At 50.8% G+C, this 12,376-nt stretch carries 15 protein-coding genes; 9 read left to right on the top strand and 6 right to left on the bottom strand.

Annotated features, from left to right (window positions below):
* Window positions 1-217 precede the first annotated feature (217 nt).
* The 4 genes from ACUY4Q_RS01395 (at window position 218) to ACUY4Q_RS01410 (ending at window position 1,963) form a co-directional block, all read left to right on the top strand.
* Window positions 218-424, top strand: a complete 207-nt coding sequence (locus ACUY4Q_RS01395; RefSeq protein WP_458045366.1) for a hypothetical protein — start codon at window positions 218-220, stop codon at window positions 422-424.
* A 186-nt stretch (window positions 425-610) separates the two neighbouring features.
* On the top strand, window positions 611-826 hold the full coding sequence (locus ACUY4Q_RS01400) for a hypothetical protein (RefSeq protein ID WP_458045367.1): 216 nt from the start codon (window positions 611-613) through the stop codon (window positions 824-826).
* 529 nt (window positions 827-1,355) lie between these two features.
* Window positions 1,356-1,595, top strand: a complete 240-nt coding sequence (locus tag ACUY4Q_RS01405; protein ID WP_458045368.1) for a hypothetical protein — start codon at window positions 1,356-1,358, stop codon at window positions 1,593-1,595.
* Between the two features lie 53 nt (window positions 1,596-1,648).
* Complete coding sequence (locus tag ACUY4Q_RS01410) at window positions 1,649-1,963, top strand: hypothetical protein (protein WP_458045369.1); 315 nt, start codon at window positions 1,649-1,651, stop codon at window positions 1,961-1,963.
* 38 nt (window positions 1,964-2,001) lie between these two features.
* On the opposite strand, the gene ACUY4Q_RS01415 is transcribed toward ACUY4Q_RS01410, so the two are convergent.
* Window positions 2,002-2,250, bottom strand: coding sequence for a biofilm development regulator YmgB/AriR family protein (locus ACUY4Q_RS01415; RefSeq protein ID WP_458045370.1), 249 nt, complete (start codon window positions 2,248-2,250; stop codon window positions 2,002-2,004).
* 803 nt (window positions 2,251-3,053) lie between these two features.
* Here ACUY4Q_RS01415 and ACUY4Q_RS01420 point away from each other — a divergent pair.
* The 3 genes from ACUY4Q_RS01420 (at window position 3,054) to map (ending at window position 4,937) form a co-directional block, all read left to right on the top strand.
* A complete protein-coding gene (locus ACUY4Q_RS01420; RefSeq protein WP_458045371.1) occupies window positions 3,054-3,794 on the top strand; it encodes an EAL domain-containing protein in 741 nt (246 codons plus the stop codon).
* Window positions 3,795-3,903: 109 nt separating this feature from the next.
* The gene (locus ACUY4Q_RS01425) at window positions 3,904-4,155 is read left to right on the top strand and encodes a ParD-like family protein (protein WP_458045372.1); all 252 of its coding nucleotides are present in this window, start codon (window positions 3,904-3,906) and stop codon (window positions 4,153-4,155) included.
* Window positions 4,152-4,937: a type I methionyl aminopeptidase gene (gene map, locus ACUY4Q_RS01430; protein ID WP_458045373.1), complete on the top strand. Its 786-nt coding sequence runs from the start codon at window positions 4,152-4,154 to the stop codon at window positions 4,935-4,937. The genes ACUY4Q_RS01425 and map overlap by 4 nt, the downstream gene beginning before the upstream one ends.
* 68 nt (window positions 4,938-5,005) lie before the next feature.
* Here the strand turns inward: map and ACUY4Q_RS01435 are convergent, their stop codons facing one another.
* A complete protein-coding gene (locus ACUY4Q_RS01435; RefSeq protein WP_458045374.1) occupies window positions 5,006-5,923 on the bottom strand; it encodes a LysR family transcriptional regulator in 918 nt (305 codons plus the stop codon).
* A 101-nt stretch (window positions 5,924-6,024) separates the two neighbouring features.
* On the opposite strand from ACUY4Q_RS01435, the gene ACUY4Q_RS01440 reads away from it, so the two are divergent.
* Together ACUY4Q_RS01440 and ACUY4Q_RS01445 are read left to right on the top strand one after the other, a co-directional pair.
* Window positions 6,025-7,092: an SDR family oxidoreductase gene (locus tag ACUY4Q_RS01440; protein ID WP_458045375.1), complete on the top strand. Its 1,068-nt coding sequence runs from the start codon at window positions 6,025-6,027 to the stop codon at window positions 7,090-7,092.
* 92 nt (window positions 7,093-7,184) lie between these two features.
* Window positions 7,185-8,303 carry a metallophosphoesterase gene (locus ACUY4Q_RS01445; protein WP_458045376.1) on the top strand — a complete coding sequence of 373 codons (1,119 nt, stop codon included), beginning with the start codon at window positions 7,185-7,187 and terminating at the stop codon, window positions 8,301-8,303.
* Window positions 8,304-8,341: 38 nt separating this feature from the next.
* On the opposite strand, the gene ACUY4Q_RS01450 is transcribed toward ACUY4Q_RS01445, so the two are convergent.
* Genes ACUY4Q_RS01450 through ACUY4Q_RS01465 form a run of 4 tightly spaced genes read right to left on the bottom strand, consistent with a single transcriptional unit; the run spans window position 8,342 to window position 12,320 of the window.
* Window positions 8,342-9,343 carry a transketolase family protein gene (locus ACUY4Q_RS01450; protein WP_458045377.1) on the bottom strand — a complete coding sequence of 334 codons (1,002 nt, stop codon included), beginning with the start codon at window positions 9,341-9,343 and terminating at the stop codon, window positions 8,342-8,344.
* The gene (locus ACUY4Q_RS01455; protein ID WP_458045378.1) at window positions 9,343-10,188 is read right to left on the bottom strand and encodes a transketolase; all 846 of its coding nucleotides are present in this window, start codon (window positions 10,186-10,188) and stop codon (window positions 9,343-9,345) included. Before ACUY4Q_RS01455 ends, ACUY4Q_RS01450 begins: the two co-directional genes overlap by 1 nt.
* A gap of 11 nt (window positions 10,189-10,199) precedes the next feature.
* Window positions 10,200-10,949, bottom strand: coding sequence for an SDR family NAD(P)-dependent oxidoreductase (locus ACUY4Q_RS01460; RefSeq protein WP_458045379.1), 750 nt, complete (start codon window positions 10,947-10,949; stop codon window positions 10,200-10,202).
* Between the two features lie 42 nt (window positions 10,950-10,991).
* A complete protein-coding gene (locus ACUY4Q_RS01465) occupies window positions 10,992-12,320 on the bottom strand; it encodes an MFS transporter (RefSeq protein ID WP_458045380.1) in 1,329 nt (442 codons plus the stop codon).
* Between the last annotated feature and the right edge of the window lie 56 nt (window positions 12,321-12,376).

A 12,376-nucleotide genomic window follows, 5' to 3' on the forward strand; every position in this document is an offset into this window, starting at 1 on the left:
CATTTTTTCGCGTAATAATTTAATTATTTTCTCTTAAAATTTAGCATTGGGTCATTTATTATCCCCACGTCGATTAACCGCCTCGCTCTAGGAATCCCCTGAATATCTATTAACATATTCAGGTGGGGCTATAATATAGTTATGAATCATTGATTACATGAATGTTTAAAACAGGACACTTGATATTTAACCAAGGTAAATACAGGAGGTGACATTAATGTACAATGAAGAAAGTATTAAATCAGGATATGTTGCTATTGGTGATGCTGTACTGGGTCAGCTTCATAGTAATGAAGAAATATCCCTGGGCTCACTTATCGCTGTATTAGAAAAGCAGGCCATGGAGGTGAAAAATGAAACTTTACGTAAGCAAATTCTGCAAGGGCAATCGCTGTTAAGCGAGTCGGCCAACTCAATTCATTAGTCTACTCAACGGTAGTTAATGTCACGATAGCCTTGCCGTCATGATGGCGTAAAGGCCTCAAAAATACTTTCGGCGATGCTTTATAGCTGGCTGAATGCCCATGCATATTCATAAACAACATGATTTTTATTAAATGTCTTGTACGCAGTAATATTATCCTAATCGAGAGGAGAAATTAATTTTACTATGGTAAAACAAACCGGTAATGATGGTTTGACACAAGAAGAATTAATCCGCGAAGTAATCGGCATTGCGACAACGCAACTTATTAAAAAAGGTCTGCCGGTGACCACACGCAGTCTCATCCAAATTCTTATTCAGGAAGAAGAGGAGACTGAAGTGTTAACGCGTAAGTCGATTTATCAGGCTGCACGTAGACGCGTATTAGAGAAAATGCAGTAATGACTTACATCAGCGATGTTTAGACCTGCATTATACGTTTCAACCATGAGGAGGATACGATGAAAACCACCGAAAGGTTATCCGACGTGCTTATATGCGAGGCAACAGCTCAGTTACTGCAATCGCAGGCAAAAATAACCTATGCCAATCTGATACGGACGTTAAGAACGGAACGCACGATGACGGATGATAATTACCGACGTCTACACTATACAATGGCCATAGGTGAAGTTCGGGCATATGAGCTTTTGTATAAGCGTGACCCTTCACATTCCGGGATAACACGTTTGAGTGAGTAACGGTAACCCCTGGAGGCAGAATCCTGCCCCCAGGGCTGATTATGTCTGAGGTCCTCTAAAAAACATTCTCTGAAACCTGCCTTCCGCCGTGCCAATTTACCTGACTGCGCTCACCTTCCATGTTGAGATATTCTTTCATTTAACGCCTGCAGGTGCCACAATGCGAGGTGCGCATTTTTACGCTGCGCTGTCATAGAGATATTTTCCTGAACCTAATGAAAAGGTTAAATATGAGTGACTCACGAAGTGACGGCCGGGATAAGATCGTAATGCCACCAGGCGGTGAAATGCTTTGTATTGAGCAGACGATTGGCGCTATCGTTGTCCAGATGATCCGGGAAGGACAGAGTATTACTCGTCAGAGCCTTTGTGTCGCGGTGGCGGCCTGTATCGGGGAAAATACGCCTGAGGTCATTGAAGCGCATTATGCGGACATTTTGCGCCTGCTCCTGACCCGAAAGCCTGATTAGCCCTGCACAATGTTCGCTGACATTCCAGCAGGATGGAAATTGAGGGAGGCAACATGTACAAAAATGTAAAAGAGAGCCTGGTTGAAATCGTCATTGGTGATGCCATTCTTGAACTGCTTGAAGCCGATGCTCCCATTTCTCATGAGGCATTGCTGGGCCTGTTAATCCGGCATCTTGAAACGGAAACGCGAGAAACGAGGCTGGAAGCCCTTTCAGCGGCGATAGAAGAAATTCGCAGTAGTCACTCCCTGTCGCTCGGCAAAAGAAAAGCCTCGACGCAATGGAAGGGGAGTCAAAACAGAAATTCTGAAAATATACTGCAATACCTGAACAGCGATCCGCCTGGCCGGGGCGATAAAAAACACTGAATGCTTAGCCAGGGAAACAACACAACACCGTCTTAGGGTTACAAATCATCAGGGGTCGTTCTGACCACCATCTCCAGTGCGCTACTGTATAACGCCGATCGTTGTGGATCGCGCTCATTCTCCAGATGACGAATGATCGCCAGAATGACATCTTTGTTGCTGACAGGAAAATTGAGAGCGCTTAGCTCATCTTTCACCGATTTAATAAAAGCGATTTCGGCACTGTACACCGGCATACGTATCGTCTGAGTTGGGTTCAAAAACTCAATTCTCGGACTCATAGTCATCACATCCCCTCCTGAAGTTTACTGCGCCAGTACATCAGAAAATTCTCCTTTATCAACTAACCGTAGCGTAGTTTTTGTTTTATGCACAGTAAGCGTAACGATTCAACTAACATTCATGAAAAAAGAGGTCAAAAGGGTGGCGCAGCCCTTCAGCTATTGCGGCTATTTCACTGCCCCTGGGCGTGTAATGCGTAGTTTGCTCACTTCCCGAAAGAAAAATCTGCCATAGGGTTGAATGTAATATTTCGCCACGTCGCTATCGTGGATGTGCTTAATCATACGGATTAAAGCGAATTGAATTTTATGGGAAATTTTTAATACATATTCCTTAGGCTTTTTTTATCTATACTTATGCTTTTTCGGGCGCTATTCCAGACAGCGTGATATCCGCCTAAAAACATGAAATAAATTAATATATATATCATGTAGCCTCTGCGGACAAAGCCACGCCTTATGCGTGTTAATAAAATGTAAAATCATCTATATAGGTAACGTGAATGTCTTTCATGTGAAAATATATTTTTATTATATTGATAATAAAAGATAACAATAATGAAAATAATCAACGAATTATCCTGTTGCTTTAAGATGAATTTTCATGATTTTTCGCCAGGTTGGTCTCTGTTGACCATAAGTAAAATAGCTTGTAGCGATCATTGAAATAATCTAGATAGGCAAAACCTATCAAATTATAAATATTGATCATTTAAAACAATTTTTAAAGATGCCGAATAAATGATTAGAATGTGTAATGTATGGGGGATAACGATGCATTCTTGAAAGGTCAATGGAACGATAAATAAATGGAAACGAGAATTTTCGAATTCAATAATAAAAAGTTTCATATGACCGCGGCGTTTCAGCCGATAGTAAGTTTGCGTGAACAAAAGATTGACCAGTACGAAGCCCTTGCCAGATTTAGTAACGAAGAGGGAATTGCAGTATCCACACAAAAAATTATCGATAGTGCAGAGAAGTCAGGTTCAGTAAATATAATAACAGACTTTATTTTTAAACTAGTTTGTAGTTTGATTGCAAAAAAAAGAAATTTAAAAGTGTCATTTAATTTTTCTCATGCTTTACTCAATGACACGAATTATCCTGAAAAATTTTATCTTGAATGCGCCACCCAGGGCGTCGATCCAAAAAATATTGAAATTGAAATCAGTGAGAAAGTCACGAAAGATCAGCTTCTTCAGTGTGAGCGATTTTTAAAAAAAGCAAAAGAGTTTGGTTTTTCTGTTTCGCTTGATGACTTTGGCGCTGGAAATATCCAGCTTGATAGTTTGGGTCTTTTTCATTTCGATACGATTAAAATAGACCGATCCATTGTTGATGGCATTGGTCATGATGAAGCAAAACGGAGATCTCTCCACCATATTCTCACGAATATTCTCCAGCTTGATGTCAAAATTATTTGCGAAGGAGTAGAAAAGAAAGCCGATCTTAACTTACTTAAAAAGTACAATAATATTGGCGTACAGGGTTACATCTTCTATTACCCCTTAACCATCAGACAGCTGAAGCTACTTGAAGCGTTCTAGCCCTTAACGCGGGCCGGTGCGCTTTCGTCTGCTTCAGCTCCTTCCTTCTTCCAGACTACAGAAAATGGTGTATTATACGTTTCATACATAAAACGTATATGGTGACACCATGGGTATTGTCAAAATCTCCGATCTGATGCATGAAAACCTGCGTCTGGCCAGCAACGCGCTGAGCCGCTCAATCAATGCGCAGGCGGAACACTGGCTTAAAGTTGGCATGCTGGCGGAGCTTTATCCGCATCTGACTCACCAACAGCTAACCCGATTGCTGATACAGGCAGAACTTAACGGTGGCGTCGACATGACCAGGCTGGTAGACGGCGAATCCCTTTCCCTGGCGATGGAGCAGGAAGCACAGTGAGCAAGGTAAAAATTCATACTCAACAAGAGGTTGAGATGGCACGCGCTGCCGGACACATGGCCGCAAAGGTGCTGGAAATGATCAAGCATCATGTCCGCGCAGGTATCACAACGGATGAACTCGACCGGCTCTGCCACGACTACATTCGCGATGAGCTCAAGGTTATTCCGGCTAATATTGGCTACAACGGCTATACCCGTACCGTCTGTACCTCAGTGAACCATGTGGTTTGCCACGGTATTCCGTCTGCCAAGGTCCTGAAAAAGGGCGATATCGTTAATATCGATGTCGCCATCATTAAAGACGGTTGGTACGGCGACACCAGTCGCATGTATGTGGTTGGTGAACCTTCCGTGCGTGCAAACCGCCTGATTAAAGTCACGTACGATTCGATGGTGGCAGGCATCAAAGCGGTTAAACTGGGTGCGACGCTGGGTGACGTAGGCGCGGCCATTCAGCAGGTTGCTGAATCTGCCGGGTTCTCGGTGGTGAAAGAGTACTGCGGGCATGGCGTCGGCCGGATTTATCATGATGAACCGCAGGTGTTGCACTACGGCAAGCCGGGCACCGGCCTGGTGCTGAAAGAAGGGATGATCTTTACCATCGAGCCGATGATTAATGCCGGTAAAGCTGCAACCAGCGTGCTCTCCGATGGCTGGACGGTGGTCACTAAAGACCGCTCGCTCTCCGCGCAGTGGGAACATATGGTTGCCGTTACCCGCACCGGGTACGATCTTCTCACCCCATGGCCGGATCCATCGGACGACTATCCGGGTCTCTGAGTCCCCCTTTCGATCGGGCAGATCCTCTCTTACGCGATCTGCCCCTTTCTCACAATGCCGCCTTCATTTTACGTCGAGGCCAGCCCGGCAATATCCAGCGCGCTCAGTGCATTGAGCAATGCATCCACTTTAGGCAGAAGCTGTTTGCGTCGCGGCCAGATAAGCGTTAACGGCAGGCCATCCGGTTGTCGTTCAGGCAACACAATCTCCAGTTCACCCCTGGCAAGCTGGTCACGGATAAGCCAGGTGGGGCTTTGTGCCACGCCAAGCCCGGCACAGACCGCCTGCACCTGGGCGTCCACATCTCCCAGCGCCATACGAAACGGCACTGTGCGCCAGTGCAGATGATTATCTTCCGTGATAAACAGCCAGGGTTTTACCGAACCATCAACCCGTTCATACAGAATGGCCTGATGTTGCAGCAACTCCTCCACCGTTTGCGGCCTGCCGTGGGCATGGAGGTAAGCAGGCGCGGCGCAGAAGACCATTTTCTCACGCCCCAGGTACTTGCAGCCCAGCGAGGCGGGCAGCGTCCCGGCGCCGCCAATCCGTACGGCGACATCAATACCTTCTTCAAACAGATCCAGAAAGCGGTCCGAGAAGGTCAGGCTCAGTTCCAGCTCCGGGTTTTGCTGACAGAAGGGGATGAGCAGTGGCATGACGCTCAATCGGCCATACGTGTTCGGTACTGCCAGACGCAAACGCCCGGAGGGGATGATGCGTTGTGCCGCCAGCACCGATTCGGCCTCAGCCAGCTCTTCCATAATGCGGATACAGGTCTGGTAATAGGCCGTTCCGGCGTCGGTGAGTTGCAGGCTTCGGGTGGTGCGTTCGAGCAGGCGTGAGCCCAGTCGGGCTTCCAACCGACTGACGCTTTTGCTGATGGCGGAGCCGGTAACATGCAGGCGTGCGGCGGCGGCGGTAAAACTGCCGCTTTCAACGCTAGCCACAAAGGGGACGATATCTTTCAGGCGCTGGTCGTGCATCGATTAATGAACTCAGGTTAAGAATGATGTGAATTAATGCCAGAGATAAGAATTAAATTCTCTATTAGTCTAATCATTAACCTGATTAAGGAGAAACCGGAATGCAGAAACAAGCACTGATAGTCGGCATCAGCGGCGTAATTGGTCGTGCGCTGGCAGAAAAACTGAAAACAGAAGGCTGGAACGTGTCGGGTCTGTCGCGTGGACGCGGTGCGGTGCCAGAAGGGTGCACCAGCCTGGTGGCAGATTTGACCGATGCTGAGGCCGTCAAGTCGGCGCTGGCGTCAACCAAACCGGATGCCCTGTTCTTTAGCGTCTGGGCGCGCCAGGAAAATGAGAAAGAGAACATTCGCGTCAACGGCATGATGGTAAAAAACGTCATCGAGGCGCTGGGTGAGCGTCTTTCCGGTGCGCATGTGGCACTGGTGACCGGTTTAAAACATTACCTTGGCCCCTTCGAAGCTTATGGTAAAGGTGCGGTGCCGGTGACCCCCTTCCGTGAGGAGCAGGGCCGCCAGCCTGTCGATAATTTCTATTACGCGCAGGAAGATGAGATCTTCGCTGGCGCCGAAAAATACGACTACCGCTGGAGCGTGCATCGTCCGCACTCCATTATTGGTTACGCGGTCGGTAATGCCATGAACATGGGGCTGACGCTGGCGGTCTACGCTACATTGTGCCGTGAGAAAGGCTGGCCGTTTATCTTCCCCGGATCCATCGAGCAGTGGAATGGCGTCACCGACGTGACCGATGCAGGCCTGCTGGCGGAGCAACTGATCTGGGCTACATCCAGCCCGAACGCCGCTAACGAAGATTTTAATGCGGTCAACGGTGATGTGTTCCGCTGGAACTGGTTGTGGCCACGTCTTGCCGCGTACTTCGGTATTGCATCCGCCGGCTTTAGCGGAACACCGATGCCGCTGGAAGGGCGTATGCAAGAGGCGCAGGCGGCCTGGCAGGAAATAGCCGGTCGTTATCAACTGAAAGAGACGGATGTGAACCGGCTGGCCTCATGGTGGCACACCGATGCCGACCTCGGTCGCCCGATGGAGGCATTTACTGACATGAGCAAAAGCCGCAAGGCGGGTTTCACCGGCTATCGCAGCACGCTCGACGCGTTCACTCAGCTCTTTGATCAACTGAAAGCGGAAAACATCATTCCGCGTTAAGAGAGAAAATAGCAACCGAAACGACGCAACAAGGTGCTAGCTTTAAAGAGCTATCACCTTTGCGGTCCCACTTTTGTTGCTATGGAGCTGAGATGTTCTTTCTCTGGACGCTGTTACCGGCGCTGTACATTGCTTTTCGTTTTATCTGGCGGCTCTCGCTGCCCGTCGTCCCGAAGCTACTCTTTACCCTGCTGGTCGTGCTGATTTGCCAGTTCCATTTTATCAGCAGGATGCTGTGGGGAAGCATGTTCTCCCCCGAATGGCCACGCCCGGCAATGATTGCCATCGGGACGCTGTTTGGTGCCACGGTACTCTTTGCCAGCTTACTGCTGCTGCGCGATCTTACCGCGCTGCTTGTTCGGCTGGTTACCCGTAAACGTCTGCCTTTTCTGCCCGTTACCCTGACGCTGCTGGTGAGCTCAATCGCGCTCTCAGGCTTTGGCGTCTGGCAGGCGATTCAGGTGCCAGAGGTGCGGACCGTTAACGTCAACATTGCCGGGTTATCTCCCGCATTCGAAGGCTACCGGGTGGTGCAACTTGCCGACATACACGCCACCCGCCTGCTGCCGCGTGAATGGGTTGAGCAGATTGTCGCAAAAACCAATGCGCTTAAACCTGACCTGATTGCCCTTACCGGGGATATGTCAGACGGCACCCTAAAGGTTCGCTACAGCGATGTCGAACCGCTCGCCCATTTGCGCGCGGCTGACGGGGTGTATGCCATCACCGGCAACCATGAGTATTACTTTGACTATCACGAATGGATTCCTGCCTGGCAGCAGTTGGGCATCCCGTTCCTGATGAACAGCCATGTGCGTATTTCCAGGGGAGAGGAGTCACTGGTGCTGGCGGGCGTGACGGATAAAATTGCCAAACGCTTTGGTTTTGAGGCCCCTGACCTTGCCCGTGCACTGAAAGGCACCACGCCAAATGACACCGTTATCCTGCTCGACCACCGTCCTGATACGGCGGTGAAAAACGCGCAGTCTGGCGTTAAACTCCAGCTTTCCGGGCACACCCACGGCGGCATGGTGCGTGGGCTCGATCAGGCGGTGAAAGCCGTGAACGGTGGATTTGTTTCCGGTCGTTATCAGGTGGGCAACATGACGCTTTACGTGAGCAATGGCGCAGGGCTCTGGAGCGGTTTCCCGCTGCGTCTTGGCCGACCCTCTGAAATTACGGAGTTTATTTTGCACGTGGAAAAGCAATAAGTCGTTAAACGCCGCCGCAGAACGCGGCGGCGGCAGGGCTATTTCAAACGCTGTTTAATTTTTTCCACCATGGCGTGAGTGGAAATGCCGTAGCGGTCGTGCAGTGTTGGCAACGCGCCAGCCAGCAGGAATTCGTCCGGCAGGGCGACCACGTCAAAGTCGCAGCGCACGCCTTTGCGCATCAGCAGGGCGGCCACGGCCTCGCTCAACCCGCCAACACAGGTGTGGTTCTCGGCGGTTATCACCAGGCGACCCGGTTTTGCCGCCTGCGCCAGAATGGTCTCTTCATCCAACGGCTTGATGGTGGGCACGTGTAACACTGCCACGCTCACATTGTCTTCGCGCAGCTTCTGTGCGGTTTCCAGCGCGCGCATGGTCATGATGCCCGAGGAGATGATCAGCACCTCGTTACCCTCTTCCAGCAGCTTCGCTTTCCCCAGTTCAAAGGTGTAGTCGTACTTATCCAGCACCAGGGGCACTTTGCCGCGCAGCAAACGCATATAGACCGGCCCATTGTGATCAGCGATAGCACGCACCGCCTGGTCCGTATCCAGTGCATCGCAGGGATCAACGATAGTCAGCCCTGGGATACCGCGCATAATCGCCAGATCCTCCGTCGCCTGATGGCTTGGCCCATAGCCGGTGGTCAACCCTGGCAGAGCCGCGCACACTTTGACGTTCAGGTGCTCTTCAGCAATCACCTGATGGATAAAATCATAGGCACGACGGGTGGCAAAGGCGGCGTAGGTCGTCACAAAAGGAGTGAAACCCTCTTTTGCCATTCCGCCTGCCGCTCCCATCAGCAACTGTTCTGCCATCCCCATCTGGAAGAAACGCTCCGGGAACGCCTGGGCAAAAATATGCAAATCGGTGTATTTCGACAGGTCTGCCGTCATTCCGACGATATCCGGGCGCTCAGCCGCCAGTTTTGACAGGGCCACACCAAAAGGCGCGGGAATCGTGGCCTGGCCTTCATCGGCAATCGACGCAATCATCGCCGAGGTTTTTAAACGGGTTTTGCCCGCAGTGGTCTGGCTCATTACAGCACTCCTTCCGGTTTGTTGGCATCCAGAACGGCGATGGCCTTTTGCCATTCGTCGGCATCAACGCGGATAAAATGGTTTTTATCGCGGGTTTCCAGGAACGGCACCCCTTTACCCATCAGCGTGTCGCAAAGGATGACGCGCGGTTGGTTTTCCGGGTAGCTTTTGGCATTCTCAAAAGCCCTGATGACGGCAGGCAGATCATTGCCGTCCACGCGCTGAACGTACCAGCCGAAAGAGGCCCACTTCTCATGCAGTGGCTCAAAGCCGAGAATTTTACGTGAGTCGCCATCGGCCTGTTGTTTGTTAACGTCCACCACGTTGATAAGGTTCGTCAGACCATAGTGGGCGGCCGACATTGCCGCTTCCCAAGTTGAGCCTTCATCCAGCTCGCCGTCCGACATGGAGTTAATTACCAGCGCCGGGTTTTTCTTCTGCCGCAGGCCGAGGGCCATGCCCACGGCGATGCTCAGCCCCTGACCCAGCGAGCCGCCGGACATTTCCATCCCTGGCGTGTAGGTTGCCATCCCGGACATTGGCAGGCGGCTTTCATCAGAACCATAGGTCTCCAGCTCTTCCTCCGGGATAATGCCGGCTTCAATGAACGCCGCGTAACAGGCAATCGCGTAATGGCCGTGCGAAAGCAGGAAGCGGTCACGCTCCTCCCACTCCGGCTCGTGCGGGCGGAGATTCATAATGTGCGCAAAAACGGTGCCGAGTACGTCGGCATAGCCCAGCGCCTGGCCAATATAGCCCTGGCCCTGAACCTCACCCATGCGCAGGGCGTAGCGGCGGATGCGCCATGCGGCGGCGGCAACCTTCTGAATATCGTTATTCGTCATGATGCTCTCCCTTAGTGAATTAACATCCCGCCGTTAACATCCAGCGTGATACCCGTTGAGTAAGAGGAGAGGTCACTGCCGAGGAACAGTGCCGCACGGGCAATATCCACGGCGTCACCGAGGCGGTTCATCGGGATGCCTGCAAGAATGTTTTCGCGCATCTGGTCGGTCAGTTTCCCGGCGGTGATATCGGTCTGAATCAGCCCAGGGGTAATGGCGTTGACGCGGATGTTGTCCGGGCCAAGCTCGCGGGCCATCGCACGGGTCAGGCCAAGGACACCGGCTTTTGCGGCGCTGTAATGAGGACCGCCAAAGATGCCGCCACCGCGCTGGGCAGAAACGGAAGAGATGCAGACGATGCTGCCGGATTGTTGTGCACGCAGGGTTGGGATAACGGCCTGAGACATAATCAGCGTGCCGCGCAGACTCACATCCAGTACGGCGTCATAATTTTCGCGTTTAATGTCCATCAATTTAATAGGCTGGGTGATCCCGGCATTATTGACCAGCACATCGATACGGCCATATTTTGCGATCACCTGTTCAATCGCCGCCTGTACCTGAATTTCATCGGCCACGTTGGCAGCAAGACCAATATGTTCGCTACCCAGCATTGCTGCGGCGGACTGGCTGGCCTCTTTATTTAAATCAATAATGGCCACTTTTGCGCCGTTCTCAGCGAATAATTTCGCCGTGGCAAAACCTAAACCGCGTGGGGAGGCCGCGCCAGTAATAATGGCGACTTTGTCTTTTAACAACATAATTTACTCCATTACATTAAATGAGGTGGTGGTTAATAAATATTATTGCGCTTCATCAAGTGTGAGAATAATGAGCAAGCCAATGGCGGCGCAGGCGCCAAAATAGGTAAATACAGAATTAAAACTGTTGGTGGTATCTAATAAATACCCGGCGACCATCGGGGAGACAAAACCGCCCAGATTTCCGCCGCTGTTAATAATGGATGACGCAATGGGGTAGGTTTTACTGTCTGAAACCGCCATGCCGTAGGCCGTAAACGCAGGCCAGCCAATATTGAGGCACAGACCGACGAAGAAAAGTCCTGTGCAGACCGCGAGGGTGCTTTGCGGAATATTCAACATAATCACCATCATAATGACCGTCGAAATGGCGGTGAAAATCATGGTTGGTTTACGGCGACGCCCTAATAATTTGTCGGAGATAAATCCGCCGCCAATTGCCCCCACAAATCCGCCAATGCATGGCATGCTGGCGACCAGCCCCATACGCATAAAATCAAAGCCTTTTTCCTTCACCAGATAGAGCGGGATCCAGGTCAATAAGCCATATAACACACTAACCATCATGAAATAGGCCAGACAGTCACCGAGAATGTTTTTAGAGGTGAATAACCCTTTTACAGTGGCAATCGGTGCCAGTTTTTTGACGCGGATAAATTTGTCAAGGGTGGCAAACCGGGGATGCATTTCAATATTTTGCCGCACTTGTTGCTGCTCATTAGTATCCGCGTTAATCACCGCCAGCTCGGCTTCAGAGACAAATCCGCTGTCAGCCGGGCGGGATTTAACAAACAGATACCAGACTATCGCAATAAAAATGCCGGGAATGGCAAAGGAGTAGAACACCCAGCGCCAGCCCCAGGTGACCGCAATCCATACGGCAAGCGGCGGCACGATAATGGGGGCGAACATGGTTGCAGCAATGTACACTCCTGTCGCGGTCGCTTTTTCCTTCGCCGGGAACCAGTTATTAATGGTAGAGGCGAGGCCGACCGGGCAGGGGCCTTCGCTCAATCCCAGCCCCAGGCGCACTAACTTCAGGCCAAAGACGGAACTGACGGTTCCCATCAGCCAGGTAAAGGCGGAAAAGCCGAAGATCGACAGGGCTACCACCCCGCGCGTACCCCGCTTCGCAATGAAGAAACCGGCGGGGATCTGACTGATTGCGTAGCCGAGGAAGAACATACTGGCAATCGCCCCGGCTTCGAAGTTGTTGATATGAAACTCTTCGATAATAAACGGAAGAACGGCACCGATATTCGTACGATCGGCGTAGTTAATCGCATATACCGCGAATATAATCGCCAGCACCAAAAAACGATAGTGAGTTTTCTTGGTGCCGGTACAGACAAGACTATCTATACGGGACATAGGGTTTCCTCTTATTTTTTTTATCTTAGGGGTACGTTCCGGACTCAACGTTCACG

This window comes from Phytobacter cepae, from assembly GCF_054165735.1.

What these genes read in the sequence shown, in the direction of transcription:
- ACUY4Q_RS01450 (WP_458045377.1), bottom strand. Translation starts at nt 9,343, where the DNA reads ATGAGCCAGACCACTGCGGGCAAAACCCGTTTAAAAACCTCGGCGATG.
- ACUY4Q_RS01405 (WP_458045368.1), top strand. Translation starts at nt 1,356, where the DNA reads ATGAGTGACTCACGAAGTGACGGCCGGGATAAGATCGTAATGCCACCA.
- ACUY4Q_RS01460 (WP_458045379.1), bottom strand. Translation starts at nt 10,949, where the DNA reads ATGTTGTTAAAAGACAAAGTCGCCATTATTACTGGCGCGGCCTCCCCA.
- ACUY4Q_RS01435 (WP_458045374.1), bottom strand. Translation starts at nt 5,923, where the DNA reads ATGCACGACCAGCGCCTGAAAGATATCGTCCCCTTTGTGGCTAGCGTT.
- ACUY4Q_RS01445 (WP_458045376.1), top strand. Translation starts at nt 7,185, where the DNA reads ATGTTCTTTCTCTGGACGCTGTTACCGGCGCTGTACATTGCTTTTCGT.
- ACUY4Q_RS01465 (WP_458045380.1), bottom strand. Translation starts at nt 12,320, where the DNA reads ATGTCCCGTATAGATAGTCTTGTCTGTACCGGCACCAAGAAAACTCAC.
- ACUY4Q_RS01420 (WP_458045371.1), top strand. Translation starts at nt 3,054, where the DNA reads ATGGAAACGAGAATTTTCGAATTCAATAATAAAAAGTTTCATATGACC.
- ACUY4Q_RS01410 (WP_458045369.1), top strand. Translation starts at nt 1,649, where the DNA reads ATGTACAAAAATGTAAAAGAGAGCCTGGTTGAAATCGTCATTGGTGAT.
- ACUY4Q_RS01415 (WP_458045370.1), bottom strand. Translation starts at nt 2,250, where the DNA reads ATGACTATGAGTCCGAGAATTGAGTTTTTGAACCCAACTCAGACGATA.
- ACUY4Q_RS01440 (WP_458045375.1), top strand. Translation starts at nt 6,025, where the DNA reads ATGCAGAAACAAGCACTGATAGTCGGCATCAGCGGCGTAATTGGTCGT.
- ACUY4Q_RS01425 (WP_458045372.1), top strand. Translation starts at nt 3,904, where the DNA reads ATGGGTATTGTCAAAATCTCCGATCTGATGCATGAAAACCTGCGTCTG.
- ACUY4Q_RS01400 (WP_458045367.1), top strand. Translation starts at nt 611, where the DNA reads ATGGTAAAACAAACCGGTAATGATGGTTTGACACAAGAAGAATTAATC.
- ACUY4Q_RS01455 (WP_458045378.1), bottom strand. Translation starts at nt 10,188, where the DNA reads ATGACGAATAACGATATTCAGAAGGTTGCCGCCGCCGCATGGCGCATC.
- ACUY4Q_RS01395 (WP_458045366.1), top strand. Translation starts at nt 218, where the DNA reads ATGTACAATGAAGAAAGTATTAAATCAGGATATGTTGCTATTGGTGAT.